Here is a 25,408-nt window from a genome sequence, read left to right on the forward strand (position 1 = left end):
AACAAACTAGTTAAGTTTTATAACTTCACAATCTTTTCTTTACTATCAAAATAAATTTCACTTTTTGCTATAAATTCATAAGCACCTTTGGTGATGTTTTCAACAATAATCACCGGCGAAAGATCATAAGCGCCAAAATGCTTTTGCCTTATTTTGATTTCTTGCTCTATTTTTAAAGGATTTTGTAAAAAATCTTCAAAATTTTTAAATCGCATTTTGCACAAACTATTTAAATAATCAAAACTCCATAAATTAATCTCATCCTTTACGCTTTTATAGCACTTTAAATCCTCTTCTAAAATACTAAATTTAGTGTAAGAATTTTTAAAATGAGAATAAAATAAAACATGAGTTTTTATGGCTTTTTTGTTTTCTTTTATCAAAGCTCTTAGTAAGCGATAATTTAAAAATTTCTCTCTTTGAATTTCAAATTTAACACCCTTTTTTTCTAAATTTTTTACTTGATTGTAAAATTTTATCTTTTCTTCTATGCTTGAAGGTAATATTTGTTTGTTTATAGGACTCATAAGCTCATCTATAAAAGCTTTTTGGCCTTTTTGTTTAGAAAGTGCATAAATACACCCACAATAATTTTGATGATAAAGCATATCTTGCTTAGCTAAGGCAAATTGTCTTTGCGTGCCTCCATTTTTTCTAAAATCAGGTGCCAAAAACTCTATACCAAATTTATCGCATTCTTTTTGTAAAGCTAATTTTAGCTGCTCTAAGTCTTTTTTAGGGGATGTTAAAAGGGTTGTTGTAAGTTTTTTTTCACCAATTTTTTGAGCAAATTCAACACTTTTATGCATTCTAAAATCAAAACAAATTTGACATCTTGCGCCTTTTTCAGGCTCGTCTTCATAACCCTTTACACTCTCAAGCCATTTTTCATACTCATATTCACCTTTATAAAGCTTAACACCCAATTTATCACAACTACGCTTAACATCTAAAAATCTAAGTTCATGCTCACTATAAGGATGAATATTTGGATCATAAAAAAAACCTATAATTTTCTCATCAGGATAAGTTTTGCTTAATTCTTGTATAAAATAATGACTATCCACACTACAGCAAATATGCACTAGCATAATTCTTTTAACACCTTAAAAGCATGATCTTTAGCTTTTACATTTTTATAAATTTTTGAGATTTTTCCATTTTCATCAATCACAAAAGTAGATCTTATAAGCCCCTCATACTCTTTACCATAATTTTTCTTTAAACCCCAAGCACCATAAAGTTTGCAAATTTCTTTTTCACTATCGCTTAATAAAGTGTGTTTTAAATCATATTTTTTTATGAAATTTTCATGCGATTTAACACTATCTGGACTAATACCTACAATCACAGCATTTTGCTCTAAAAAATCCTCATAACTTTGACTAAATTCACAAGCTTGTGTGGTACAACCTGGGGTGTTATCTTTTGGATAAAAATACAAAATAATTTTTTTACCCAAGAAATCACTTAAAGAAATTTTAACTCCATCTTGATTTAAAAGTTCAAACACAGGAGCTTTATCACCAATTTGCAATTCTTTCATTTTTTATCTTTCAATCTTAATTTTTCTACACTTTCGCCACCAAAAGCAATATTATATGGCTCAATATCTTCTAACATGATCACTATATTTTGCTTTGGCTTGTTGTATTTTGTATGTAAAAGTTCTGTAATATCTGCTATTAACTCTTCTTTTTGTGTTTTGCTAAATTCTGGTTTAGCTAATTTGATATTTATAATTGGCATGATTTTTCCTTGTTTTAAATATAATAATTTTACTATATTCTAGTAATTATTAGTATATTTTTGATAAAATTAGTTTTATTTTCAACAAAAAGGCTTAGTTATGATTAGGGCAAAAAAAATTTGGATGGATGGAAAAATCATTGATTTTGATGATGCAAAAATTCATGTTTTAACACATTCATTACATTATGCAAATGCAGTTTTTGAAGGAACAAGAGCTTATAAAACACAAAATGGTTTAGCAATTTTTAGATTAAAAGAACACACCAAAAGACTTTTAGAGTCTGCAAAAATTACTTTAATTAATTCTCCTTTTTCTCAAGAAGAACTTGAAAATGCACAAGTTGAACTTTTAAGAGCAAATGATTTTCAAAATAACACCTATTTGCGACCATTAATCTTTTTAGGTGATGGTACTATGGGAGTTTATCATGCTAAAGCTCCTGTTAGGGTAGCTATTGCTGCTTGGGAATGGGGTGCTTATTTAGGTGAAGAAGGCTTAGAAAAAGGTATTAAGGTTAAAATTTCTTCTTTTGCTAGAAATAGTGTAAAATCTAGCTTAGGTAAAGCAAAAGCAAGTGCAAATTATTTAAATTCTCAAATGGCTAAATATGAAGCTATAGAAGCAGGATATGAGGAAGCCTTAATGCTCGATGAAGAAGGTTTTGTAGCAGAAGGAACAGGTGAGTGTTTTTTTATGATTAAAGATAATAAGCTAATCACACCGCCAAATGATTTTTCATTAAAAAGTATCACTCAAGATACTGTTTTAAAAATTGCACATGATTTGGGCATAAGTGTAGTGCGTCAAAGAATTTCAAGAGATGAAGTTTATGTAGCTGATGAAGCATTTTTCACAGGAACTGCAGCAGAAATAACTCCGATAAATAATATTGATGCAAGAATTATAGGAGATGGAAAAAGAGGTGAGCTAACGACAAAGCTTCAAAATGCGTATTTTGATATAGTTTATGGACGCAATGAAAAATACGCTTCTATGCTAACTTATATTTAACAAAGGAACTAAATGCCAGCTGATTTGAATGATTATTTTAATAAAAAAAACAATCAAAACAACAATAAGCAAAATTTAAACTTCAAAACACCAGAATTTAATTTCAAAGGTTTTGGGAAATTTTCCCCATTAATTTATAGTGCAATTGCGATTATTTTAGTTTTTGCACTTTTTAAACCTTTTGCAATAGTAAATTCAGGGGAAATGGGGATCAAATCCACTACAGGTAAATACAGCCCTACCCCACTTGAACCAGGACTTCATTTTTTTATGCCTATACTGCAAAAAATCACTATCGTAGATACTAGAGTAAGACAAATCAACTATGCTTCAATCGAAGGAATAAATGAAAATTTACAAATAGGATCAGGCGTTGTTAATAAAAATAGTATTTCAGTGCTTGATTCAAGAGGCTTGCCTGTATCTATTGATGTAACCGTTCAATACAGATTAAATCCTTTACAAGTTCCTCAAACTATCGCAACATGGGGGCTTAATTGGGAAAATAAAATCATAGATCCAGTAGTAAGAGATGTTGTAAGAAATGTTGTAGGTCAATACACTGCAGAAGAGCTTCCAACAAATCGTAATACTATAGCGGTGCAAATTGATCAGGGCATTAGAAAAACTATTGAAAGCCAACCAAATGAGCCAGCAGAGCTTCAAGCAGTTCAGCTTAGAGAAATTATCTTACCTATAAAAGTAAAAGAACAAATCGAAAGAGTACAAATTGCTAAACAAGAAGCTGAAAGAACTAAATATGAAGTTGAAAGAGCTAACCAAGAAGCACTTAAAAAAGCGGCTTTAGCTGAAGGGGAGGCAAATGCAACTATTATTAGTGCTAAAGGTAGAGCAAGTGCCGTAAAAATTGAAGCTGATGCGCAAGCATATTCAAATAGAGAAATAGCAAAAAGTTTAAATAATCCTTTACTTGATTTAAAACAAATTGAAACCCAAAAGCAATTTAATGAAGCACTTAAAGTCAATAAAGATGCTAAAATTTTCTTAACACCAGGCGGAGCTGTGCCAAATATTTGGGTTGATAGCAAAGATAATAAAAGAACAAGTTCAGTAGCAAATTAAAAAATAAAGAAGTGATGATGAATGTTCAACATATCCGAGAGCAAATGATCTTTTATACAGCTCATTTGCACTTGATTGATTTTTTGTTAATGGCTTTAGTTGTATTCTTTTTCATTATCACTTTATTTATTGCTTTGATTGTTAGAAACAAACCTACTTTTGCTTTTATTATAATTTTTTTAGGAATTTTATGTTCACTTAGTATTGCGTATTTGGGATATTTTTTAATTGATACTAAAGTTAGATCCAGAATAGCTAGCTTAGATAATGCTCAATTTTTTGTATATGATAATTCTTTAAGTGTTGATTATAGCTTGACAAATACTTCTAAAAAAAGTTTTAAATTTTGCAAAATAAAAGTAGAAGTATTTAGAAAAAGCGATGAAAATAATACTTTTAAAAATTTAATGCATTTATTAAAACCATTAAGAAGTAAATCTACCACTATCGAAAAAACAATAAGTCCCAACCAAACTATTAATCTAAAAACCAAATTTTCCGATTTTAATGAAGGTCAAGATTTTGACATTAAGATTAATTCAAAGTGTTTTTAATGGGATATTTTACTTTTTTTCATATTCTTATCATTTTTATTATGCTAGCTTCAACATTCCTTACTTGGATTTTATTCTATTTAAAAATACAAAACAAAAAATATATAATAATTTTTTGCATAATAAGTTTTATATTAGCCTCAATCTTAACTATTTCTTTACTATTAACTATAGATCAATACACAAAAAAAGCTAGTTTGAGTAATTTTTCAACCTACAGACGCTTAGCTACAGAAAGTATTATTATAAAAGGTAGAGTAACCAACGATACTAATTTTAAAATTTCAGAATGCTTTTTAGAACTTAGAATTATTGATAATAATAAAAAGCATGAAATCAGTGGAGAAATTTTTAATCAACAAAATTTTGATAGCATAAAAAAAGCAAATCAACAACAAAGAGATGTTTCGTATAATATTAACATTGCAAATCAATTATCAGGTCATACCTACAAAGACTTTTCTTTTGAAGTGGGATTGCCACCTCATTTTCAAAGTTATAAAATTTTTAAACAATTAAAATGCAGATAAGGATTATTTAATAAAATAATCCCCATCAAAACTAATCAAAGAATATTTTCTTTCATTGCCTATGCTTGAAACTAGCTCATTAATATCTAAAAAAGTCAAACTATCTGCACCTGTATATTCTCTAACCTCTTCAATACTCTTATTAGCTGAAATTAACTCTTCAAAAGTTGGAGTGTCTATACCATAAATATCAGGAAATTTGATTTCTGGACAAGCTATAGCCAAATGAATTTTTCTAGCACCTGCTTGTCTTAAAAGTGTGATGATTTTTTTAGAAGTTGTTCCTCTTACTACACTATCATCAATCACCACTATATCTTTGCCTTCTAAAACTTTCTTCATAGGATTTAATTTCAGTTTTACTTTTAAATTTCTCATTTCTTGAGTTGGTTCTATGAAAGTTCTTCCAACATAGTGATTTCTAACTATGGCCATTTCAAGTGGAATTTTTAAATATTGCGCAAAACCTATAGCAGCACTTACTCCACTATCAGGAACAGGCACTACAAAATCTACTTTTTCTTTAAATTTTTTAGCCAAGGCTTCACCCATTTTTTTACGCACTTCATATACACTTTTACCTTCTATAATACTATCAGGTCTAGCAAAATAAATATATTCAAATGCACAAATTCTTGGATCTGTTTTATCAAAAACTTGAATGCTTTCAAACTCATCACTACCTTGAGTAAAAACTAGCATTTCACCGGGCTTTATATCGCGGATAAATTCAGCTTCTATCAAATCAAAAGCACAAGTTTCACTCGCTACAATATATCCACCATCTTTTAATTTTCCCAAAGATAAAGGTCTAACCCCATAAGGATCTCTTACCACAAAAAGTTGATTTTTACTAGCCAACATAAAGCAATATGCACCCTTGCTTTGCATTAGACTTTCTATAAACCTATCTTTTAAAGTTTCTTTTTTGCTTTTTGCTATTAAATGTACAACATTTTCTGTGTCCATATTAGAATGAAAAATAGCCCCATTGTCAATTAACTCTTTTCTAACTTCTTCTTTATTAATCAAATTTCCATTATGCACTAAAGAAATATCACCCAAAGAACAAGTAGCTGCGACAGGCTGTGCATCATGCAAAGAAGAATTTCCAGCGGTAGAATAACGATTATGGCCTACAGCTATACTACCTTTTAAATCTGCTAAAATTTGAGTATTAAAAATTTGTCCTACTTCACCTTTAGCTTTATGAGTTTTGATATTTAAACCATCACTTACACTAATTCCACTTGCTTCTTGGCCACGATGTTGCATAGCAAATAAAGCATAATAAGCCACCGTGCTTGCATTTTTTGAATTAATTACTCCAACTACCGCACACATTTAAATTCCTAAACAATCGTCTATATCATATAAGCCATTTTCTTGAGAAACTAGCCATTTAGCACATCTAATAGCCCCCATAGCAAAAGTAGCTCTTGAAGTAGCACTATGATTTAATTCTATAAATTCACCATCATTATAAAATCCAACTCTATGAGAACCCACTATATCACCACCTCTTAAGCTCATCACTGCGATTTCATCTTTACTTCTTTGACCAATAATCCCATCTCTACCACTTACTCTAACCTTTTCCAAATCTAAATTCCTAGCCTTAGCGACATTTTGTGCTAAAGTCATAGCTGTACCACTTGGAGCGTCTTTTTTCTTATTGTGGTGCATTTCAAGTATTTCTATATCAAAATCCCTTAAAGCTTCACTTGCTAAACATGAAAGTTTTTTTAAAATAGCTACACCCAAAGACATATTGGTAGCATAAAGAATTGGCATAGTAATGCTTGCACTTTGCATTAACTCATTTTGCTTAGCATCTAATCCTGTAGTACCTATCACTAAAGGTTTAGGATTGCTTCTTGCGTATAACAACAAATCCTCGCAACCTTTCGGGGAAGAAAAATCAATTATTACATCACATTTGTTAAAAAATTCTTCATAGCTTGATCCTTGATAAAAAAATGCACTTGCTTTAGCATCTTTTTGATCTTGTAAACAATTTTCAATTTGTTTACCCATGCGACCATTGCTCCCATGAATTCCTATACATATCATAAATTTATCCTTTATATTTGTAGTGAGAAATTGTATCACTAAGTTAATTAATACAATATTACATACCATGAGCAAAAGTTTCCAAAAAGTTTCCAAAAAACTTTAAATTTATAACACATTTTTAAAAGGAGTTTTATGAAAAGAAGAACATTTTTGAAAGGCTCAGCTTTGGGTTCTATGGTAGCATTTTTTGCTAGCTCAAATTTAAATGCGAGTTTATTAAAAGATAAAGATTTGCTAAATTTTAAAGAAATACCTGCTAGCACAGAAGATAAAGTTATCGTACCAGATGGCTACAAAGCAGATATTTTAATCTCATGGGGCGATCCTCTTTTTAGCAAAGCATCTATTTATGATGAAGAAAAAAATATCGATAAAAAAGCTGTGGAAAATGCTAAATTAACTTTTGGGGACAATAACGATGGTATGAGTTTTTTTCCTCTTTCAAAAGATAGGGCTATACTAGCTATTAATAATGAATATATAAATCCTGAAATTATGTTTAAACATCAAGGTAAAAATCTTAGCTTAGATGATATTTTATATGAACAAGCAAATTTAGGGGTGAGTATTTTTGAAATAAAAAAAGAAAAAGATCAATGGTCTGTGGTGCTTGATTCTAAATACAACCGCAGAATCGATGCAAATACAAAAATGAGCGTTAGTGGTCCAGCAAAACAACAAGTACTTCAAAATGAAAATTTTATATATGGAACTTTAAATAATTGTGCCAATGGAAAAACACCTTGGGGGACTTATCTTACTTGCGAAGAAAATATAAATGATTTTTTTGGAAGTTTAGATGAAAAAATTAAATTTTCAAAAGAGCAACTTAGATTTGGATTTAAAGCTCAAAGTCAATATGGGTGGGAAAAATTTGATGAAAGATTTGATTTAAGTAAAAATCCAAACGAGGCAAATAAATTTGGATGGATTGTGGAAATTGATCCATTTGATCCAAACAGCATACCTATAAAAAGAACAGCTCTTGGAAGATTTAAACACGAAAATGCAGAATTAATTGTAGAAGATGATGGAACCGTTGTAATTTATATGGGAGATGATGAAGTCAATGAATTTATTTATAAATTTATAAGCAAACATAAATATAAAAAAGGTCTAGATACTAGCAAAATTTTAGATGAAGGAACCTTATATGTAGCACAATTTAATGGAAAAATAGGAGATTTTAGAGGGAGTGGAAAATGGATTGAGTTAGAATATGGTAAAAATAACCTTAATAAAGAAAATGGTTTTAACTCTCAAGCAGATGTGTTAATCAATGCTAGAATTGCTGGAACTATTGTAAATGCAACTCCTATGGATAGATGTGAATGGATAGCAAGCCATAAAGAAAGTGGCTCAAAAGAAGTATTTGCTACCTTAACAAACAATAAAAAAAATAACAACCCAAATCCAGCAAACCCAAGAACAAAAAATATTTACGGACAAATAATTAAATGGGAGCATAAAAATTCTCATAAAGATGATGAATTTACTTGGGAAATTTTTGCACTTGCAGGAAACCCTGATAATCAAACAAGTTTAAATAAAGGCTCAAACAACATTACAAGTAATAATAAATTTAATTCCCCAGACGGATTAAGTTTTGATAGAGATGGTCGCCTTTGGATACAAACTGATGGAAACTATTCTAATCAAGAAGAATTTGAAGGCATGGGAAATAATTGTATGTTAGCAGCTAATCCAAAAACAGGGGAAATAAAAAGATTTTTAACAGGACCAATAGCTTGCGAAATAACAGGAATTGCTTTTAGTCAAGATTATAAAACTATGTTTGTTGGAATTCAACATCCAGGAGAGAAATTAAAAGGCAGTCAATTTCCTTATGGCAAAACACCAAGATCAAGTATAATAGCAATAAGTAAAATTGATGGCGGAGTTATTGGAAGTTAATCAATTTACACTAGAAATTCTAGTGTAAATTTTCAATATAAGCTAAAGCGCTAAGCGCTGCAACCGCTCCATCACCTGCTGCACATATTACTTGTTTTGGAGCATCTTTTCTTAAATCACCTGCTGCAAATAACCCTGCTATGTTAGTTTGCATTTTAAGATCAACACTAACTTGACCACCTTCTTCCATAGCACATAAAAATTCACCATTGTCTTGTTTTAAGATTTCATTTCTTACATTTAATCCAACAAAGGTAAAGATTCCAGGCACATCAAGCTCTCTTTTAGAACCATCATTAAATGCTATTTTAATTTTATTAACACCCATATTATCACCGCAAACCTCATCAACAACCGCATTTGTGATTAATTCTATTTTGTCATTATTTTTTACTTTTTCAACTGTTGAAGGTGCTGCTCTAAACTCATCTCTTCTGTGGATTAAATACACTTTTGAACAAATATTAGCTAGATACAAAGCTTCTTCTAAAGCAGTATCTCCCCCACCTAAAACAGCCACTTCTTTATTTTTATAAAAAAAGCCATCGCAAGTCGCACAAGTACTCACACCTTTACCAAAAAATTCATCCTCGCCTTTAAAACCAGCACGACGCGGAGTAGAGCCTGTGCAAACAATAACTGCTTTTGCTTGTTCGTTTTTACCGCCTTCCAATTTTATATTAAAACTTCCATCAGAATTTTTACTAATTTGCTCAACACCTACCATCTCATGTTTTAAACCAAAACGCATACATTGTTCATTCCAAGGAGCCATAAAAGAAATTCCATCTAAAACTTGAGCAACTCCAGGATAATTTTCTATCTCTGAACTCGAAGTAATCTGCCCACCAGGCATACCTTTTTCAAACATTACAACATTTTTTAATCCACCTCTTGTAGCATATAAACCTGCGCTCAAACCTGCAGGTCCACCACCTATAATAGCTAAATCTAACATGATATTTTCCTTATAGTTTTATTTATAAGTATTATACAAATTTTTCTTTAATTATAAATAATAAAAATTATTAAATAGTAAAAAATATGAAGAAAAGCCACAAAAAGTGGCTTAAGATTATAAAAGTGAGTTTAGTTTATCTGCTAAAGCTTGTTTTGATTGAGCACCAACTAGTTGATCAACCACTTCACCATCTTTAAAGAAAATGATAGTTGGGATAGATCTTACACCAAATTGTGCAGCCAAATCACCTTGCTCATCTGTATTTACTTTACAAATTTTAGCTTTACCATCAAAATCATTTGCAAGCTCATCAATTACCGGCGCAAGCATTCTGCAAGGTCCGCACCATGGAGCCCAAAAATCTACTAAAGCTACACCTTCTTTTGCTTGTGCAAAATTTTCTGTAGTTAAATCAATATATTTTCCCATTTTTTCTCCTTTGTTTTTTCAAATTCTATTAAAATAGAATAAACATTCCCTTAATAACTAATGTTCTCTAAAAGTTTTATATCATCTTTATATACGCAAAGTAAATCTAGTTGATAATTTTCATCATTTTTATGTTTCATAAAGTAATATTCTATAGTCTTAATAATTTTATTATATTTTTTATTATCCAATCTATATTCTACCTCATAATCACCTTGCGTGCTTTTAACTTCAATAAAATGTAAAATTTTATCTTTTTTAGCAATAATATCAATTTCTCCAAATTTAGAATGAAAATTTCTTTTTAAAATTTCAAATCCTTGTATTTTTAAAAATTCACACGCTAGCTCTTCTCCTTTTTTACCAAAAAGATATTCAAATAATGCCATTACTCTTCTATTCTCATCATAAAAACATCATCTTTTACAAATTCTTGTCCTCTAAGCTTTTGAGTTAAAATTTGTATATTTTTTTCATAAGTTTGATGAGTGATGAAAAATAAAGTGCTATAATCTTGCTTTTCTTTTTTAGGCTTTTGCAAGAAAGTATCGATTGAAATTTGATGTTCACTCATTAATTGTGTGATTTTTGATAAAACTCCTATTTTATCTAATACCTTTAATCTTAAATAATATCTTGTATAAATTTCATCTTTACTTAAAAGTTTATAAGAAGTATCATTTAAATACCCAAAAATAGCACTATTTTTTTCTTTTCTTGCTATATCGATTAAATCAGCTATAACAGCACTTGCAGTTGCCCTGCCACCTGCTCCTGGGCCATAATATAAACTTTCACCCAATACATCTCCATCAATACTAATAGCATTCATTACCCCATCAACTTTTGCTAGTATTTTATCTTTGCTAAGCATGGTAGGATGAACTCTTAATTCTATTTTTTCATCTTTAATCTTAGCAATACCCAAGTGTTTTATGGTATATTCAAATTCTTTTGCAAAATAAATATCCTCATTACTTACTTTGCTAATACCCTCAATCAAAATATCTTCAGGTTTTACTCTTAATCCATAGGCAATATTTGCTAAAATCAAAAGTTTATGCGCTGCATCAAAACCCTCTATATCAAAAGTGGGGTTAGCTTCAGCATATCCTAAATCTTGTGCTTTTTTTAACACCTCTTGGAATTTGGTATTATCTTCGGTCATTTTACTTAAAATATAATTGCTTGTGCCATTTAAAATGCCTTTAATAGAAACAATATTATTAGCACTCAAGCCCTCTTTTAAAATTTTAATAATAGGAATTCCACCCGCCACACTCGCCTCATAACCAAAAGCTGTATCTTGTGCTAATTTTTCAAGCTCATAACGATGATAAGCAAGCAAAGCTTTATTAGCAGTTACCACTGCTTTTTTTCTTTTTAAAATTTTTGAAATTATCTCAAAGGGTAAATCAATACCACCCATTAACTCCACAAATACATCAATATCTTCACGCTCTAAAACCTCATCAATATCATTTACCACAGGAATTAATGCATTTGGTTTTGGATTTCTTGCCAAAGCAATTACTGGAATAATTTCTTCATCACATCTTGCTTTGATTAAATCTTGATTTTTTAGCAAAGTTTCTACAACAGCACTTCCTACCGTACCATATCCCAAAATTGCGATTTTCATTTTATTCCCTTAAATATTTTTTTATATTTCTTGCTGCTTGACGAATGCGATTTTCATTTTCTATTAAAGCTATTCTAACATACTCATTACCCGCTTCACCAAAACCAACTCCAGGACTTACCGCTACATTTGCTTTTTGCAAAAGCTGTTTAGAAAATTCCATACTTCCAAGGTGAGCTTTACTTTGAGGGAGTTTTGCCCAAACAAACATACTTGCATTTGGTTTTTTCAGCTCCCACCCTGCCTGAAAAAATGAATCAAGCAAGACTTCTAATCTTTTTGCATAAGTTGCCTTAATCTCTTCAACACAAGTTTGATCTCCATCTAAAGCTATAGTAGCAGCAACTTGTATAGGAGTATACATACCATAATCAAACCAAGACTTGATTTTTTTCAAAGCCGCAATTAAGCGTTTATTACCCACTACAAAACCTACACGCCAACCTGCCATATTGTAAGACTTTGAAAGTGTATAAGTTTCTACCGCTACATCTTTAGCACCTTCTACTTCAAAAATAGAAGGGGTTTTATAAGAACCAAAAGTCAAATCTGCATAAGCAATATCAGAAATAATATAAAATCTTTCTTTTTTTGCCATTGCAACTAATCTCTCATAAAAACTTCTTTCCACAGTGACTGTTGTAGGATTGTGCGGAAAATTTACTACTACATATTTTGGACGCGGAATACTTTCATGTAGTGTTTTTTGTAAATTTTCAAAAAAAGTATTTTCATTTAATTCATAATTTTCATTAAAATCAAAATTCATAGTTGCTACATTACCACCTGCTATGATAAAAGCTTGAGTGTGTATAGGATAAGCGGGTGTAGGTACAATAGCTACATCTCCTGGGTTAATAACAGCTCTTGCTAAATTTACAAAGCCTTCTTTAGAGCCCATCGTTGCAACTACTTCACTTTCAGGATCTAAATCAACATCGTATTTTCTTTTATACCAATTACAAATTGCAAGTCTTAGTTTATAAATTCCACTCGAAGCAGAATAACCAGAAGTTTTTTCTTTATTTGCACTTTCACAAAGTTTATCTATAATGTGTTGAGGAGTTTTACCATCAGGATTTCCCATAGAAAAATCTATTATATCCTCCCCTGCTCTTCTTGCTGCCATTTTAATCGCATTAACTTCAGCAAAAACATAATTTGGAAGTCTTTCTATGGTATTAAAATGAATTTCTTCAAACATTTTCCATCCTTTTTAGCGTCTTAAGTAAATTTTTAAACCCCTTTTTATGTTATCAAGGCTAAACATATCGCCAATGATAGCATATTTTGCACCCAATGGTATATTTACATTTACTTCATTTTGTTTGTGTGTGTTTTCTATACCTTGAATAAAATTTAAATTTTTATCTAAAAATTGAATTTTACAAAACCAAGAATCAAGATTGTGCGCGCTAAGCTCTATGCTTTTTGCTCCTTGTAAATCAACAATATATTCCCTTAAAGGCTTATTTAATTGAGTGATGGTATTTAGTGGAATTTGAGTATTAACTTTAGGTTTTGCTTTTGAAAAATCTAGCTCATACTCATAATTTAATTCTGAAATTTTAGAAATATCTTTAATAAAAACAGAGCTTGATAACAAGGCTTTATAGAAAACTCCTGGATCAAGCATATATTGAGAATCTACAGCTAACTTATAGGTGATATAATTTTCCCTTAAAGTTAATTCAGTTGGTATAAAATACACATAGCCTAATTCATTTAAAGTATCATTAATAGTTTTAAAAAATAAAACAGAATCAGCTTGAGCTTTAAAACTAAAAGTTAGAGTTTTTGGCTCATTTAATATAAAATTTGCCAAAGAATTAGTTTTTAAAATTTGAGAAATAGTGTAAATATCTACATTTCCGCGTTCATCTTTATAATCATTCCTTGCAAACAAGAGCTCTAATTTCGCATCTTTAGAATTATCATTAACAATATGTTTTGCAACTTCTAAAGCACTTAGTGCAAAAGCGTTAAGAGTAAAAAAAATGGAAAATATTAAAATTCTTACCATAATTTTCCTCTATTTTCTTTGATAAATTCAGCTTTTGTAATTTGTTTGATTTTACCATCTTTAATCATTAAAAATTTAGACACACCGTTTTTAAACTCTAAAGTATTATTATTTTCATCGTTTAAGCTAAAAGCAGCGTGGCCTGTGGTAATTAACATATCTTTATCCAAAGGTAAAACATAATCATTTTTAATAGTTAAAGAGCTCTTTCTAAAAGTTTTTAAATCCACTATACCAAGCCAAAGCTCTGCACTTGGTTTTATAATGCTTTCATTGAGTAAAATGATATTTTCTTCAGGCATATTTGAGCTAGCATTATCTTCTAATGTTTTTTCTGTATTATTGTTCTCGCTTATTGGTTCTAAAATAGTCGCGTTTGTTTCATTATTTTCCATAGCATCATCAGCAAAAAAATTAAGAACTGGTGTTTCATTTTCATCAACTTTTTCTTCTAAAACAACCTGCTCTTGATTTAATACATTGGTAGTATTTTCATCTAAAGTAGAACTTTGAAAAAATCTTGAAACACCCCAGGCCAAAGCTACTATCAAAAGTACTACTACTATAATCACAATATACCATACACTTGAGCTTTCTTTGGTATATGAGTTCATTCTAGGTGAAATATGCACATGATTTTTTTTCTCAATACCATTTTCTTCTAAATAGACATGATATTCTTCTAAAAAATTAGAAAAGTCAAGCTCATACTCTCTTTGTAAAATTTTAATAAAGCCATTTACATTAAAGCGAGATAAAGACTTAAAATCTTTCTTAATGATATATTCAAGACAAGCTATTTCTATTTGTGTTCTTTTTTGAACTTCTAACAAATTTAAATCTTCTAATTTTTTCCAACTATCCATTTTTCATCCTATCGCAAAGTATTGCAAATGCTGCACTAACATTTAAACTATCAAAATCATTGTGCATTTTTATACCTACGCACTCATCGCATTTTTTAAGTACCTTTGGCGCTATACCAAAACCTTCACTTCCCATAATCAAAACTTTTTTATCTTTGGCCTTGATAGTATGTATATCACTACCTCCGCTTGCACTAGCATAGATATAAAAACCTTTTTGTTTTAACTCATTTATCATGCTTAAAATATCATCATTTAAGACTATTTTCATATCTAAAGCTGCTCCACTACTTGCACGAATAACTCCATCCATAGCCACGCTTTTAGCTACCAAAATAACCCCATCAGCACCTAAAGCATAAGCACTACGCACGATAGCACCTATATTTCCAACATCGCTAATATTATATAAAATAACTATAAAATCTTTTTCTTTTAAACTCTCAAAAGAGCTAAATTCAAATTCATCAATTTCCATTAAAAAACCTTGATGATTTCCACCTCTTGCCAAACTTTGTGCGGCTTTAAAATCGAGTTTTTTAATTTTTTTTGATGCCCTTGTTATTTTTGTAAAATCAGCTTTTTCACATTCTTTCGCTAAATAAATTTCTTTAATTTTTTCTTCATGCTTTTCTAAGATATAAAAAAACACTTGCTTACCATAAACTATCATTTTTAAATAATAACCAAATTCAACTTAAAAGCAGTTTTTGATAATTTTCTTTTGGAGATTTTGCATTGATTTTCGAAAGAAGTTTTGCCTTTGCCTTTAAAGATAAATCAAGCTCATAAACATCTTGCTCACACAAGGTATTTTGATGAAATTGCTTTTCTTTAGCATTTACCACTGCACACCATTCACCGCGTAAATCCATTGTTTTTAATTTTTCCAAAACCTCTAAAGCTTCTGCTCTAAATTTAGTTTCAAATTTCTTTGTTGCTTCTTTTATGATAAAAATTTCTCTTAAAGGATCAATTTTACTAATTTCTTCTACTAAATTAAGTATTCTAGTGGGTGCTTCATAAACTATACTAGGATAAGGATTAAGCATTAAATTTTCAATATCTTTTTGTCTTTGAGGATTTTTATTGGCCAAAAAACCCATAAAAATAAATTCTTTTTTACAAAATGCACTTGAAACCAATGCAAGCAAAGCAGCATTTGATCCTGTTAAGACTTCATAGTCAATATTGTTTTTAATAGCATATTCGATTAAAAATTGCCCCGGATCGCTAATACCTGGCATACCTGCATCACTTAAATATGCAATATCTTGTTTAAAAAAATCCTCATCTATTTTTGCTAAAAAATCTTTTTCATTATGAGTATGTAAAGCTATATATTTATCAGGCTTTATTTCTAAATTAAATTTTTCATTAAGAAGATGAATTAAAGATTTGCAAACTCTTGTATCTTCACATAAAAAGAGCTTGCATTTTTGTAAAATTTCTAAAGAATGAAAAGAAATATCGTTTAAATTTCCTATGGGCGTAGGAATAAAATATAACATTATTGCATTGCGTATTTTTTCTTAAATTTCTCTACACGACCCGCAGCATCTACGATTTTTTCACTACCTGTAAAGAATGGGTGGCAGCTTGAACAAATATCAACTTTAATTTCTGATTTATTTGACTTAGTAGTAAAAGAATTTCCACAAGCACAACTAACTTTACACTCTACATATTCTGGGTGAATTTCTTTCTTCATTGTTTATCCTTTTTCAAAACATTAAGGCGTAATTATATAGATTTTTATATAAAAAATAGCTAAATTTAAGCATGCTTTTAAATTATAAATTTTGAAGCAACCCCTATAAGTGCTGTTTGTGCTTTAAGTATATAGTTGGCTTGTAATTTTGCTCTTTTTATATTTATTTCTCTTTCTTTTTGCGAAAATCCGCCTTCAGCCCCAACCAAAAATACATATCTATCGGGATCAAAATTCATCAAATCTTTACCTTCAAAATCTATCAAAACAATATTTTCATAAGCTTGCTGAAATTTTTTAAAGTCATCAAAACTTTCAAGTTCCATTAAAGAAGCACGACCGCATTGCTGGGATGATTCTATAAGAATTTTTTCCATTCTTTTAAAATCTAATTTAAAATTTTTTTGCGAGTATTCCATATACACAAAAGAAAGTTTTGCTACTCCAAGTTCATTTAAAAAAGGTAAAGTTTTTTCTATAACCTTTGGATCAATCACCGCCAAAGCTAAATGTATATATGTTTTTAATTCTTGTTTTTCTTCTTTTTTGTCAAGTAAATTTAATACGCAAGAGCGTCTAGAAAGCTCTATGCATTCATAAGTGTAAGTATAAAAATCTTTCAAATTCTTTAATATAATTTTATCACTCACTTTAATTCTTCGAGCCTTTAAGTGCAAAAAGGCTTCATTTTCTAGCTCTAAACTTGCAGTACCACTTTGTGGGTGATATAAAAATTGCATTAAAAATAAAACCTCTTAAGTAAATAAGGTACAAAAAGTAAGAATATACCTAAACACAAAATAAAAAAACTTAAAAATCTAAATTTAGCATAGCGTTTAAACAATCTTGCTTTTTTAAATAAAACAAATTGATAAATAGCCAAAGCAAAAATCAAAATCCAACAAAACCACATAGAAAGCACATAGAAATTAAATTCAAAATGCTTTAAAGCCCATAACAAACTTCCAGTAAAAAGTGTAATTGCTAAAAACAAATAATAAATTGGCAAAAATAGACGAATTCTTTTTATAAAGATAAATTCTTGTGAGAAGTTACTTTGAGTCAAATACAAATAAAACAACATTAAAAAACCATTTGTATATAAACTATACACATGCAATGCTAAAAAAAATTCATAACTTTGATCCATTATTGTCCTTGTGTATTATTTTCATCTTGTATATCATCATCAACAGGTATAGGAAGTGTTTCATCATCTATAATGACATTAGAATCACTTTGTTCAATCTGAACTTGCTCGGTTTGTATTTCTTTTTTTATATTTTTATTCTCTTGATTTGAACAAGCCATAAAAAGCAATATTGGCACAATCAATAAAATCTTTTTCATTACACCTCCTTTTGATTGATAAAAACAAAATTTACATCTTGAAGTTTTTCAAAAAAATCTTTGTCTTTCCATTCATCTCTTATAGCTTGTGAAAAGTCAATATCTGCCAAATCAATCTTTGGTAAAAATTCACTATAAGCATCTTCTCTAAAACCTTGTGCATAACCTGTTCTTGTTTCATGCACAATAATGCTTTTTAAACTAACACCTTGCTCACCATTGACCATCTTAGTCTTTAAAAGCAAAGTATCAATCAGTACAAAAAATATGCGTACAAAATTTTCCGCACTTACATTCACAGGTAAACTCACCCATCTTTGCGAGTGCTTTTTCATATCTTCTAAATAAGCTTTATCATCATCTTTAAAAAGCGTAATAGCATGATCAAAACTATCAATAATTTGTTTTATCTCATCTTTTAACAAACCAAAATCATACACCATTCCAGCATTATCAAGGTATTTACTCTCAAGTAAAATTTCTACCTTATAAGAGTGGCCATGTATGCTTGTTTTACATCGCTTGGAGCTACAAAATCTAACAATATGAGCATTTTCAAATTCAAATATTTTTCTAATAATCATACGCCTTCTTTATCTCCCCAAATTCTAATATGCAATCTATCGGAGTAATTATATCCATTTTTTATACAAAATTCAGCAACACTTAAGGCGTTTTTGGAAATTTCTTCTTCATTTGACCCCATAGGCATACAAAAAACATCATTTTTACAAACTTGTAAAATTTCATTGATTTCTTTTAAGGCTTTATTTTCTTGTAAAAAATCCTTATCCAAAACAAATTTATAAAAACTTTCCTTAGCATAATTTTTAAAAGCTTTCAAAGCTTTTTCATTAATTCTTTTTTCTTTTTTTACACCACTATTGCTAAGCTTTACTCCTAAAGCAAAATAACATTTTTTATACAAAGGATATTTTTCAAAATCAATTTCAATACTTGCATTTGTTTCAAAATGCACCATAAAATCATTTTCTAAAAGTAAATTAATAAAACACAAAAAATCTTTATTTTGATAATTTAACAAAGGCTCACCACCCGTAATTACAACTATAACTTTGCGTGAATTTGCTAGCTTCAAAACCTCATCAAAAAGCTTTGTTGAAGTATATGTTTTATAACAAGTTTTAAATTCTTTAGTAAAAACAGCTCTTATAGTATCACAGCCCAAAAGTATTTTAGAATCTTTTTCTTTTTTTACTCCAAAGCCTGCGCAGTTAAAATTACACCCGGCAAATCTTACAAATATAGCCAAATTTCCACTATATTTTCCTTCACCTTGCAAGCTTAAAAAAGTTTCAACAACTTCCATTATCCACCTGTTTGATAAAAGGCTCTTGTAGAACTTTGATTGGCATCATTTTCTGCCCATCTATTTTTTTCTGATTTATTTTTTATCACGGTTTTTAAAACTTCACAAGCACTTGCTATGTCTTTATTGCGTATAGCTTTTTTAATGCTTAAAGCCTCATCATAATATAAACAAGGTATTAAAAGCCCTTCGGCTGAAAGCCTTATACGGTTACAACTATCACAAAAATCATGGCTATGTGGATCAATAATGCCAAACTCATACCCATCTTCAAGTTCATAAATAGTCGCAGGTGCATTTGGACTTTTTTGTCCTTGTTTAAAAGAATACTTTTGAGCAATGATATTTAAAATTTCTGTTGATTTTAAGCCTTTTAAATCTCCATAAGCATGATAATTTTCCATAAATTCTATAAAGCGAATTTGGCTTTTGCGTGCTTTGGCAAATTCTAAAAGATCGATAAATTCACTATCATTAATCCCTTTAAGAGCTACGGTGTTAAATTTAATATTAAAACCTAATTCTAAAGCCTCATTAATACCATTTAACACATCTTTGAGTATGTTTTTTTGAGCTAATTTAAAGGCCACTTCTTCTTTTAAAGTATCCAAAGAGATGTTAATTCTTTTTAAGCCCGCTTGTTTTAAATCCTTTGCTTGTTGTTTTAATAAAGAAGCATTAGTAGTAAGCGCTAGATCTATATCTTGCTTATACTCACTAATCATAGCAATAAATTTATGCAAATCTTTTCTTACTAAAGGCTCACCGCCTGTAATACGAATTTTCTTAATTCCTTCATCAATACAAACTTTAACAAACATAAAAAGCTCTTCAAATGATAAAAGATTTTCCTTAGCACTCCATTCAAATGGAGTTTTTGGCATACAATAAAGGCAACGAAAATTACATCTTTGTGTTACTGAAATTCTTAAATAATCGATCACTCTTCCATAGCTATCTACTAACATCAAAGGCCTTTATAATAATTTATTAAATTTTAAAATAAGCTCAACCCTGCCCATACCTATACGCAAATCTTTTGCAATTTGCTCTATGGATTTTTTTTGATTAAAAAGTTCTATGACTTTTTGTTCTTCATTATCATAGCTTGGGCTTAATTTTGTAATACTTTGGGTTTTTTGTTCTAAATTTAATAAACGATTTTTTTGCTCACTTTGAAATTCTTCAATTACTTCCTCTACTTCTTTTAAAGCACTTAAAATAGGAATAATATTTTGATTGATTTTTTGTTCTAGCACCTGCAAAAGTTCTTCTTTTAATTCTTCTCTTATGGCTTCAGTGTCTATTTCTTCTTTTTCTTGCTCTTGCTCATCTAAACTTTCTTTTTTTAAATAATGATATTGTTTATTTAAATCTTCTATCATTTTACCAAGCTCATTAATCTTAACAATACTTTCTTTTTCTTTAATCATCATATAAGCAAACATAGCAAAAATTAATAAAGCTACAACTAGCCACAATAATAAATCACTATCCATTTTCTTGCTCCTTTAAAATTTTAATCATTGCTCTTTGCATATTTGCTACAAAATTATCATACACGAGCTCATCTTCTGCTTTTATTTGCGTGATTTTTGCTTCATTCTCATTTAATGCTTTAAAAAAAATACTAATTTTTTGACCATTTAAATTAAATCTAGCATAATAATCTTCATCTTGCATTAAACACCTATCTTTAAATTGAATATGTGTAAAATTTACCCCAATCACAAAAGATTTATATTTTAAATTAACAAATAATTTTGTTTTATTAATATCATTTTTTATCAAATACAATTCTTGCTTTAAATCCATAAGCAAATCAAAAATCAACTGCTCACCCTCGCTAAATTCTACCCTTGAAGCAAGCTTTTTCCATTTGCTTAAATTGACATAATTATTACTTGAAACATATTCTTGCAAAAACTCTTCATATCTTTCTGTGCTCTCTTCAAATTCTAATTCCAAAGAACTTTTAAAAAATTTCATCTCCATAAAAGATCAACCCATATAAAAATAAAAAACACTATACTTAAATACCCATTTAAAGTAAAAAATGCTTTGTCAATTTTTGCAAAATTCTTTCTAACAATGCGGTGCTCAAAAAATAAAATAACAGCACTAACAATCACACCTAAAAATGCAATATTTCCTGTTGGAGCTACCCAAACAAATAAAAACCAAAAAAGCACTGCTAAAACATGACAAAATGCTGAGATGAACAAGGTCGCTTCAAGCCCAAATTTAGCAGGTATAGAGTGCAAGCCTGTCTTTTTATCATACTCCATATCTTGCAAAGCATAAAGTAAATCAAAACCAGCTGTCCAAAAAGTAATACCCAAACACAAAATAACACTATAAATTTCAATACTTCCCAAAACCACAATACTGCCTGCAATAGGAGCAAGTCCTAAGCAAAATCCTAATACTAAATGCGCTAGGGATGAAAATCTTTTAAAGGCTGAATAAATAGCTAAAATAAACAATACCGGCAAAGAAAGAGCAAAGGCTAGTTTGTTGATAAAATAACTTGCCAAAACAAAAATAATAGCATTTAAAATAATAAAAAGTAAAATGCTAGTTTTACCTATACGACCATCGATATTAGGTCTATTTGCACATCTTGGATTGTTTTTATCAATGTCTTCATCCATCAAACGATTGATTGCCATTGCAAAATTTCTTGCACTTACCGCGCAAATAACACCCAAAAACAAAGCTTTAAAACCAAACCAAGTGCTATCATTTAAAATAACAGAAGCTACAATCATAGAAACAAACAAAAATGGTAAAGCAAAAATAGAATGCTTAAAAACAATCAAGTCCAAAATATCTTTTAATTTTTCTTTTAATAAAGGCATTTTTTCTCTTTATAGTATATTTTTGTTATGATTTTACTAAAATAATTTTAAATTTAGGATATTTTTACGATGTTTTTTGAATTTGCTCTTATTGGAACTACTGCAAGTGGCAAAACAGAACTTGCTAACAAACTAGCTTATGAATTTAATGCAAGCATTTTAAGCCTTGATAGTCTTTGCGTGTATAAACAAATCAACATCGCTTCAGCCAAAACAGAGCAAAAAACCTTAGATGAGCTTGATTATTTTGGCATAAATTTATTAAATGTCAATGAGCATTTTAACATTGCTTTATTTTTTGAAGAATACAAAAAAGCAAAAGCCTTTGCTCAAAAAAACAATCAAATGTTAATTATTACAGGTGGAACTAGTTTTTATTTAAAAGCTTTAATGGATGGCTTGAGTGAAAATTTCAAAGAAAGTCAAAGCACGCTAAGTAATGATGAAATTTATCATTTAATGATAAAAACTGATCCACATGCCAAAATAGAAAAAAACGACACCTATCGCTTAAAAAAATGGCTTGGAATTTATGAGCAAACTAATAAAATCCCAAGCGAAGTTTTAAAAGAAACAAAACAAGAAGCTTTAATTAAAAAACTTGATATTTTTGAAATTTCTTGGCAAAAAGATCTTTTGGAAAAACGCATTATTAAACGCACTAAAAATATGCTTGATGAGGGTTTAATAGATGAAGCTAAAATGCTATATAGTAACTATGATCATCATTTAAAAGCACTAAATTCCATAGGCTTAAAAGAATGTAAAGATTTTTTAGATAAAAAAATAAATTTAAACGAGCTTGAAGAACTCATCATCATTCACACAAGACAACTTGCCAAAAGACAAAGAACTTTTAATAAAAAATTCAACAAAGAAATTTTAGATTTTCAAAACCCTTATGAAAATTTAAAAGCTTATATTTTAAAAAAACATCAAGGCTGAGTGTTTAAGACATTTAATTTATCTTTACATAAATTTTGCCAATTGCTTGTTGTGTTAATATTTATACAATTTTGCAAACTTTGCTTTCGATTTTGTACATCTTTTAAATCTTCATAAATATTACTTTGCATATAAAAAGCTCTTGCGCGCTCATCGTCTTTTAAAGGATTAGCAAGCAAATCTTTAAACAAAGTTAAGGCTTGTTGAGCTTGATTGTTTTGTTTTAAGGCTTTGATATAGATAAATTCTAAATCCGGACTAAAAAGATTTACTCCTTTTAAATTTTGATAATCAATAGCCTTTGGAGCATAAGTTAAAATACTTGTTAGAAAATTATTTTTTTCACAATAACGCAAAAACTCATAATATAATTCCACCATACGATAATTCATAGGAAATTGCTCTAGTTTTTGCAAAGTTCTTATCATAGCATTATAATCTTGCAATTTAAGTTCAGCAAAAAATTTAATATAATTTGCTTCAAATTTTTCATCATCGCTAATAATAGTTCTTGTATTTAAAATATCATTAATTGTTTTTACAACAAAACGATAACGCTTATCTTTAAGCGCTAAATCTGCACTTTGGAGTTTATAAAAAATAATATCATCATTTTCATTTTCCACTATATATTTTTTAGCTTCTTCTATACGAGTAGTACGCTTAAAGCATTCAAGCATTTGTTTTTTATTTTGTATTTTATTTCCCACATCATAGACCTTAAAATCATCATATATTTTAACAGCAGCTAAGCACTCATCATTTTTTAAATTTTGTTCTAAAACTAAAATAGCAGCTTGTTCTAAAAGATTTTTGATTTCTTTGTTGGAATATTTTTCTATGTCTTTTTGATAACTTACAACTTTTTCATAATTTTTTTCTTGAAAATATAATCTCACATTATCAAATAAAGCCATACTAGAAATTTCTCCAGCATACTTTTGCATGATCTCTTCATATCTTTGATGTAAAAAACTTGCATTATTATCTTTTAAATATAAGAAATTTTTATCTTGAGCTTCTTTTATTAAACTCACATATTCACCCAAAGGAAAATCTTCTGTGTAAAGATCTAAATACTTTTGAGCTTTAGTATGTTCATTTGCATTTAACAAAGCCAAAGAAAGATCTTTTAATACTCTTTCATATTCCTTATCGACTTTAGTCAAATGCGTAAAAATATACTCATAAATTTTAGAACTTAAATCATAAATTCTATGATTACTAAAAGCCTTAGCTAAAGATAAAGAATTTTCTAAATCACTCATAAAAAATTCAGGATTTGACTCTAAAATTTTACTTGCTAACTCCTTGGCTTCTTTTGTATTTTGCGCTTCTAAATAATTTTTAGACAAAAATAAAGCAGCCCTACTAGCTAAATCTGCATTCGGAGTAGAATAATATACATCTTGATAAATATTATTTGCTATATTTTTTTTACCCAAATGATATAAATAATCTGCATAATCAAGTAAAGCTATTATAGTATATTTATCGTCTTTATGCTCAGTACTTAAAGTATCAATAATATAATCAACATTAGACCTTTGAGATAAGCCCATATAAACTCTCATCATGATATACATTACTTCCGTATAATCTTTATCATTAATATAAGTTCTCACCCATCTTTTAACATCATCTAGCATTTGTTCTAAAATTTGCTGATCTTTATCAAGCTCATAAGTGTAAAGCTTATTTTGCGCTCTTAATTTATAAAGCTCAAATTCATTCATAAATACACTACCTTGATAACGCTTAATAGCATTAACAGCATCTCGTAAAACTTGATCGTATTTTTTGGCTTCATATTCTTGTTTGATATTAAAATATGCATTAAAATCTGCACTTTTTGAAGTTTCCATAGGATTAGAATTTAAATCCAATGCTCCAATATAAGGCATTAATGCATCATCAAAATAAATATCAAAATCAAGTCCATCGCTAGGTTTATAATACCTTAAATCCTTAGTAAAAATAAACACAAAATGTTTAGAAGTATCTCCATTTTGACTTTGAATTTCTTTAGCATTAAAAATATCTTGAGAATAATTAAACATTTTAGCTAAAATTTTAGGATATATTTTAATTGTCAAAAAAGTTTGGTGTTTTTCAAAATAAATTGTAAAATCATCAAATTCTTTATTTTGAAATTGCATATTACTAACGCCCAAAACATTACACTCAAAATGAGTTTTTTCAAATTCAAAAATACTCTTGCAAGTAAAATCTTTATTATCTTTTAAATGCAAAAGTGTAAAGGGACGATTTTGTTCTTCCCCTTTATTAACAATAACCTCAAAAGAAAATATATAATTTATGCTTAATAATAATAAAAATAAAATCCTTATCATGAGCGTGATTATAGC

At 29.1% G+C, this 25,408-nt stretch carries 31 protein-coding genes; 6 read left to right on the top strand and 25 right to left on the bottom strand.

What is annotated here, in order from left to right:
- Positions 1–17: 17 nt before the first annotated feature.
- Genes L8X28_RS03165 through L8X28_RS03175 form a run of 3 tightly spaced genes read right to left on the bottom strand, consistent with a single transcriptional unit; the run spans position 18 to position 1,749 of the window.
- Positions 18–1,091, bottom strand: a complete 1,074-nt coding sequence (locus tag L8X28_RS03165) for an epoxyqueuosine reductase QueH (protein ID WP_263665493.1) — start codon at positions 1,089–1,091, stop codon at positions 18–20.
- Positions 1,085–1,546 (bottom strand): thioredoxin-dependent thiol peroxidase, encoded by a 462-nt coding sequence (bcp, locus tag L8X28_RS03170; RefSeq protein ID WP_263665494.1) that lies wholly within the window; start codon positions 1,544–1,546, stop codon positions 1,085–1,087. Before bcp ends, L8X28_RS03165 begins: the two co-directional genes overlap by 7 nt.
- Positions 1,543–1,749, bottom strand: a complete 207-nt coding sequence (locus L8X28_RS03175; protein WP_133319508.1) for a tautomerase family protein — start codon at positions 1,747–1,749, stop codon at positions 1,543–1,545. Before L8X28_RS03175 ends, bcp begins: the two co-directional genes overlap by 4 nt.
- A gap of 100 nt (positions 1,750–1,849) precedes the next feature.
- Here L8X28_RS03175 and ilvE point away from each other — a divergent pair, with 100 nt between their 5' ends.
- From ilvE to L8X28_RS03195, 4 genes are read left to right on the top strand one after another with little or no spacing between them, the layout of a single operon-like run.
- On the top strand, positions 1,850–2,764 hold the full coding sequence (gene ilvE / locus L8X28_RS03180; protein ID WP_133319507.1) for a branched-chain-amino-acid transaminase: 915 nt from the start codon (positions 1,850–1,852) through the stop codon (positions 2,762–2,764).
- Positions 2,765–2,776: 12 nt separating this feature from the next.
- The gene (locus L8X28_RS03185; RefSeq protein WP_133319506.1) at positions 2,777–3,847 is read left to right on the top strand and encodes a prohibitin family protein; all 1,071 of its coding nucleotides are present in this window, start codon (positions 2,777–2,779) and stop codon (positions 3,845–3,847) included.
- A gap of 17 nt (positions 3,848–3,864) precedes the next feature.
- Positions 3,865–4,401, top strand: a complete 537-nt coding sequence (locus L8X28_RS03190) for a DUF2393 domain-containing protein (RefSeq protein ID WP_263665495.1) — start codon at positions 3,865–3,867, stop codon at positions 4,399–4,401.
- Positions 4,402–4,442: 41 nt separating this feature from the next.
- A complete protein-coding gene (locus tag L8X28_RS03195) occupies positions 4,443–4,931 on the top strand; it encodes a DUF2393 domain-containing protein (RefSeq protein WP_263665532.1) in 489 nt (162 codons plus the stop codon).
- Positions 4,932–4,934: 3 nt separating this feature from the next.
- Here the strand turns inward: L8X28_RS03195 and purF are convergent, their stop codons facing one another.
- Both purF and dapB read right to left on the bottom strand, forming a co-directional pair.
- The gene (purF, locus tag L8X28_RS03200) at positions 4,935–6,275 is read right to left on the bottom strand and encodes an amidophosphoribosyltransferase (protein WP_133319503.1); all 1,341 of its coding nucleotides are present in this window, start codon (positions 6,273–6,275) and stop codon (positions 4,935–4,937) included.
- Positions 6,276–7,004 (bottom strand): 4-hydroxy-tetrahydrodipicolinate reductase, encoded by a 729-nt coding sequence (gene dapB / locus L8X28_RS03205; protein ID WP_133319502.1) that lies wholly within the window; start codon positions 7,002–7,004, stop codon positions 6,276–6,278.
- 135 nt (positions 7,005–7,139) lie between these two features.
- On the opposite strand from dapB, the gene L8X28_RS03210 reads away from it, so the two are divergent.
- Entirely contained in the window at positions 7,140–8,921 is a 1,782-nt protein-coding gene (locus tag L8X28_RS03210) for a PhoX family protein (RefSeq protein WP_263665496.1), read from the top strand.
- Between the two features lie 19 nt (positions 8,922–8,940).
- Here the strand turns inward: L8X28_RS03210 and trxB are convergent, their stop codons facing one another.
- The 19 genes from trxB to mqnP form a co-directional block, all read right to left on the bottom strand.
- A complete protein-coding gene (gene trxB, locus L8X28_RS03215) occupies positions 8,941–9,879 on the bottom strand; it encodes a thioredoxin-disulfide reductase (protein WP_258107683.1) in 939 nt (312 codons plus the stop codon).
- Positions 9,880–9,996: 117 nt separating this feature from the next.
- Positions 9,997–10,311 (bottom strand): thioredoxin, encoded by a 315-nt coding sequence (gene trxA / locus L8X28_RS03220; RefSeq protein WP_039619298.1) that lies wholly within the window; start codon positions 10,309–10,311, stop codon positions 9,997–9,999.
- A gap of 50 nt (positions 10,312–10,361) precedes the next feature.
- Complete coding sequence (locus L8X28_RS03225) at positions 10,362–10,700, bottom strand: YraN family protein (protein WP_263665497.1); 339 nt, start codon at positions 10,698–10,700, stop codon at positions 10,362–10,364.
- Positions 10,700–11,953: a homoserine dehydrogenase gene (locus L8X28_RS03230; protein ID WP_263665498.1), complete on the bottom strand. Its 1,254-nt coding sequence runs from the start codon at positions 11,951–11,953 to the stop codon at positions 10,700–10,702. Before L8X28_RS03230 ends, L8X28_RS03225 begins: the two co-directional genes overlap by 1 nt.
- A 1-nt stretch (position 11,954) precedes the next feature.
- Positions 11,955–13,157: an LL-diaminopimelate aminotransferase gene (locus L8X28_RS03235; RefSeq protein ID WP_220566550.1), complete on the bottom strand. Its 1,203-nt coding sequence runs from the start codon at positions 13,155–13,157 to the stop codon at positions 11,955–11,957.
- Between the two features lie 12 nt (positions 13,158–13,169).
- The gene (locus L8X28_RS03240; protein WP_263665499.1) at positions 13,170–13,976 is read right to left on the bottom strand and encodes a hypothetical protein; all 807 of its coding nucleotides are present in this window, start codon (positions 13,974–13,976) and stop codon (positions 13,170–13,172) included.
- Positions 13,970–14,842 (bottom strand): hypothetical protein, encoded by an 873-nt coding sequence (locus L8X28_RS03245; protein WP_263665500.1) that lies wholly within the window; start codon positions 14,840–14,842, stop codon positions 13,970–13,972. The genes L8X28_RS03240 and L8X28_RS03245 overlap by 7 nt, the downstream gene beginning before the upstream one ends.
- Positions 14,835–15,515 carry a 23S rRNA (guanosine(2251)-2'-O)-methyltransferase RlmB gene (gene rlmB / locus L8X28_RS03250; protein WP_263665501.1) on the bottom strand — a complete coding sequence of 227 codons (681 nt, stop codon included), beginning with the start codon at positions 15,513–15,515 and terminating at the stop codon, positions 14,835–14,837. Before rlmB ends, L8X28_RS03245 begins: the two co-directional genes overlap by 8 nt.
- 19 nt (positions 15,516–15,534) lie before the next feature.
- On the bottom strand, positions 15,535–16,353 hold the full coding sequence (rsmI, locus tag L8X28_RS03255; RefSeq protein WP_263665502.1) for a 16S rRNA (cytidine(1402)-2'-O)-methyltransferase: 819 nt from the start codon (positions 16,351–16,353) through the stop codon (positions 15,535–15,537).
- Complete coding sequence (rpmE, locus tag L8X28_RS03260) at positions 16,353–16,553, bottom strand: 50S ribosomal protein L31 (protein WP_039664588.1); 201 nt, start codon at positions 16,551–16,553, stop codon at positions 16,353–16,355. Before rpmE ends, rsmI begins: the two co-directional genes overlap by 1 nt.
- 77 nt (positions 16,554–16,630) lie before the next feature.
- Complete coding sequence (locus L8X28_RS03265; protein WP_263662759.1) at positions 16,631–17,293, bottom strand: 16S rRNA (uracil(1498)-N(3))-methyltransferase; 663 nt, start codon at positions 17,291–17,293, stop codon at positions 16,631–16,633.
- Positions 17,293–17,703 (bottom strand): hypothetical protein, encoded by a 411-nt coding sequence (locus tag L8X28_RS03270; protein ID WP_220566545.1) that lies wholly within the window; start codon positions 17,701–17,703, stop codon positions 17,293–17,295. The genes L8X28_RS03265 and L8X28_RS03270 overlap by 1 nt, the downstream gene beginning before the upstream one ends.
- Positions 17,703–17,903: a cytochrome C gene (locus tag L8X28_RS03275; protein WP_133319490.1), complete on the bottom strand. Its 201-nt coding sequence runs from the start codon at positions 17,901–17,903 to the stop codon at positions 17,703–17,705. The genes L8X28_RS03270 and L8X28_RS03275 overlap by 1 nt, the downstream gene beginning before the upstream one ends.
- Complete coding sequence (locus L8X28_RS03280) at positions 17,903–18,487, bottom strand: 6-pyruvoyl trahydropterin synthase family protein (protein WP_263664558.1); 585 nt, start codon at positions 18,485–18,487, stop codon at positions 17,903–17,905. Before L8X28_RS03280 ends, L8X28_RS03275 begins: the two co-directional genes overlap by 1 nt.
- A complete protein-coding gene (locus L8X28_RS03285) occupies positions 18,484–19,233 on the bottom strand; it encodes a 7-carboxy-7-deazaguanine synthase QueE (protein ID WP_263665503.1) in 750 nt (249 codons plus the stop codon). The genes L8X28_RS03280 and L8X28_RS03285 overlap by 4 nt, the downstream gene beginning before the upstream one ends.
- Positions 19,233–20,201 carry a GTP 3',8-cyclase MoaA gene (gene moaA / locus L8X28_RS03290; RefSeq protein ID WP_263665504.1) on the bottom strand — a complete coding sequence of 323 codons (969 nt, stop codon included), beginning with the start codon at positions 20,199–20,201 and terminating at the stop codon, positions 19,233–19,235. Before moaA ends, L8X28_RS03285 begins: the two co-directional genes overlap by 1 nt.
- 9 nt (positions 20,202–20,210) lie before the next feature.
- Positions 20,211–20,732: a DUF6115 domain-containing protein gene (locus L8X28_RS03295; RefSeq protein ID WP_133319486.1), complete on the bottom strand. Its 522-nt coding sequence runs from the start codon at positions 20,730–20,732 to the stop codon at positions 20,211–20,213.
- Complete coding sequence (locus L8X28_RS03300) at positions 20,725–21,222, bottom strand: hypothetical protein (protein ID WP_220566541.1); 498 nt, start codon at positions 21,220–21,222, stop codon at positions 20,725–20,727. The genes L8X28_RS03295 and L8X28_RS03300 overlap by 8 nt, the downstream gene beginning before the upstream one ends.
- Complete coding sequence (gene mqnP, locus L8X28_RS03305; RefSeq protein WP_263665505.1) at positions 21,219–22,094, bottom strand: menaquinone biosynthesis prenyltransferase MqnP; 876 nt, start codon at positions 22,092–22,094, stop codon at positions 21,219–21,221. The genes L8X28_RS03300 and mqnP overlap by 4 nt, the downstream gene beginning before the upstream one ends.
- Before the next feature lie 69 nt (positions 22,095–22,163).
- Here mqnP and miaA point away from each other — a divergent pair, with 69 nt between their 5' ends.
- On the top strand, positions 22,164–23,039 hold the full coding sequence (miaA, locus tag L8X28_RS03310; protein WP_263665506.1) for a tRNA (adenosine(37)-N6)-dimethylallyltransferase MiaA: 876 nt from the start codon (positions 22,164–22,166) through the stop codon (positions 23,037–23,039).
- Here the strand turns inward: miaA and L8X28_RS03315 are convergent.
- Complete coding sequence (locus tag L8X28_RS03315) at positions 23,030–25,393, bottom strand: tetratricopeptide repeat protein (protein ID WP_263665507.1); 2,364 nt, start codon at positions 25,391–25,393, stop codon at positions 23,030–23,032. The genes miaA and L8X28_RS03315 overlap by 10 nt on opposite strands.
- Positions 25,394–25,408: the final 15 nt, after the last annotated feature.

Source organism: Campylobacter sp. CNRCH_2016_0050h, from assembly GCF_025772605.1.
GTDB classification, from domain to species: Bacteria; Campylobacterota; Campylobacteria; order Campylobacterales; family Campylobacteraceae; genus Campylobacter_D; species Campylobacter_D lari_D.

Coding starts and splice junctions, on each gene's coding strand:
- L8X28_RS03165 (WP_263665493.1), bottom strand. CDS start 1,091: ATGCTAGTGCATATTTGCTGTAGTGTGGATAGTCATTATTTTATACAA.
- bcp (WP_263665494.1), bottom strand. CDS start 1,546: ATGAAAGAATTGCAAATTGGTGATAAAGCTCCTGTGTTTGAACTTTTA.
- L8X28_RS03175 (WP_133319508.1), bottom strand. CDS start 1,749: ATGCCAATTATAAATATCAAATTAGCTAAACCAGAATTTAGCAAAACA.
- ilvE (WP_133319507.1), top strand. CDS start 1,850: ATGATTAGGGCAAAAAAAATTTGGATGGATGGAAAAATCATTGATTTT.
- L8X28_RS03185 (WP_133319506.1), top strand. CDS start 2,777: ATGCCAGCTGATTTGAATGATTATTTTAATAAAAAAAACAATCAAAAC.
- L8X28_RS03190 (WP_263665495.1), top strand. CDS start 3,865: ATGAATGTTCAACATATCCGAGAGCAAATGATCTTTTATACAGCTCAT.
- L8X28_RS03195 (WP_263665532.1), top strand. CDS start 4,443: ATGCTAGCTTCAACATTCCTTACTTGGATTTTATTCTATTTAAAAATA.
- purF (WP_133319503.1), bottom strand. CDS start 6,275: ATGTGTGCGGTAGTTGGAGTAATTAATTCAAAAAATGCAAGCACGGTG.
- dapB (WP_133319502.1), bottom strand. CDS start 7,004: ATGATATGTATAGGAATTCATGGGAGCAATGGTCGCATGGGTAAACAA.
- L8X28_RS03210 (WP_263665496.1), top strand. CDS start 7,140: ATGAAAAGAAGAACATTTTTGAAAGGCTCAGCTTTGGGTTCTATGGTA.
- trxB (WP_258107683.1), bottom strand. CDS start 9,879: ATGTTAGATTTAGCTATTATAGGTGGTGGACCTGCAGGTTTGAGCGCA.
- trxA (WP_039619298.1), bottom strand. CDS start 10,311: ATGGGAAAATATATTGATTTAACTACAGAAAATTTTGCACAAGCAAAA.
- L8X28_RS03225 (WP_263665497.1), bottom strand. CDS start 10,700: ATGGCATTATTTGAATATCTTTTTGGTAAAAAAGGAGAAGAGCTAGCG.
- L8X28_RS03230 (WP_263665498.1), bottom strand. CDS start 11,953: ATGAAAATCGCAATTTTGGGATATGGTACGGTAGGAAGTGCTGTTGTA.
- L8X28_RS03235 (WP_220566550.1), bottom strand. CDS start 13,157: ATGTTTGAAGAAATTCATTTTAATACCATAGAAAGACTTCCAAATTAT.
- L8X28_RS03240 (WP_263665499.1), bottom strand. CDS start 13,976: ATGGTAAGAATTTTAATATTTTCCATTTTTTTTACTCTTAACGCTTTT.
- L8X28_RS03245 (WP_263665500.1), bottom strand. CDS start 14,842: ATGGATAGTTGGAAAAAATTAGAAGATTTAAATTTGTTAGAAGTTCAA.
- rlmB (WP_263665501.1), bottom strand. CDS start 15,515: ATGATAGTTTATGGTAAGCAAGTGTTTTTTTATATCTTAGAAAAGCAT.
- rsmI (WP_263665502.1), bottom strand. CDS start 16,353: ATGTTATATTTTATTCCTACGCCCATAGGAAATTTAAACGATATTTCT.
- rpmE (WP_039664588.1), bottom strand. CDS start 16,553: ATGAAGAAAGAAATTCACCCAGAATATGTAGAGTGTAAAGTTAGTTGT.
- L8X28_RS03265 (WP_263662759.1), bottom strand. CDS start 17,293: ATGCAATTTTTATATCACCCACAAAGTGGTACTGCAAGTTTAGAGCTA.
- L8X28_RS03270 (WP_220566545.1), bottom strand. CDS start 17,703: ATGGATCAAAGTTATGAATTTTTTTTAGCATTGCATGTGTATAGTTTA.
- L8X28_RS03275 (WP_133319490.1), bottom strand. CDS start 17,903: ATGAAAAAGATTTTATTGATTGTGCCAATATTGCTTTTTATGGCTTGT.
- L8X28_RS03280 (WP_263664558.1), bottom strand. CDS start 18,487: ATGATTATTAGAAAAATATTTGAATTTGAAAATGCTCATATTGTTAGA.
- L8X28_RS03285 (WP_263665503.1), bottom strand. CDS start 19,233: ATGGAAGTTGTTGAAACTTTTTTAAGCTTGCAAGGTGAAGGAAAATAT.
- moaA (WP_263665504.1), bottom strand. CDS start 20,201: ATGTTAGTAGATAGCTATGGAAGAGTGATCGATTATTTAAGAATTTCA.
- L8X28_RS03295 (WP_133319486.1), bottom strand. CDS start 20,732: ATGGATAGTGATTTATTATTGTGGCTAGTTGTAGCTTTATTAATTTTT.
- L8X28_RS03300 (WP_220566541.1), bottom strand. CDS start 21,222: ATGAAATTTTTTAAAAGTTCTTTGGAATTAGAATTTGAAGAGAGCACA.
- mqnP (WP_263665505.1), bottom strand. CDS start 22,094: ATGCCTTTATTAAAAGAAAAATTAAAAGATATTTTGGACTTGATTGTT.
- miaA (WP_263665506.1), top strand. CDS start 22,164: ATGTTTTTTGAATTTGCTCTTATTGGAACTACTGCAAGTGGCAAAACA.
- L8X28_RS03315 (WP_263665507.1), bottom strand. CDS start 25,393: ATGATAAGGATTTTATTTTTATTATTATTAAGCATAAATTATATATTT.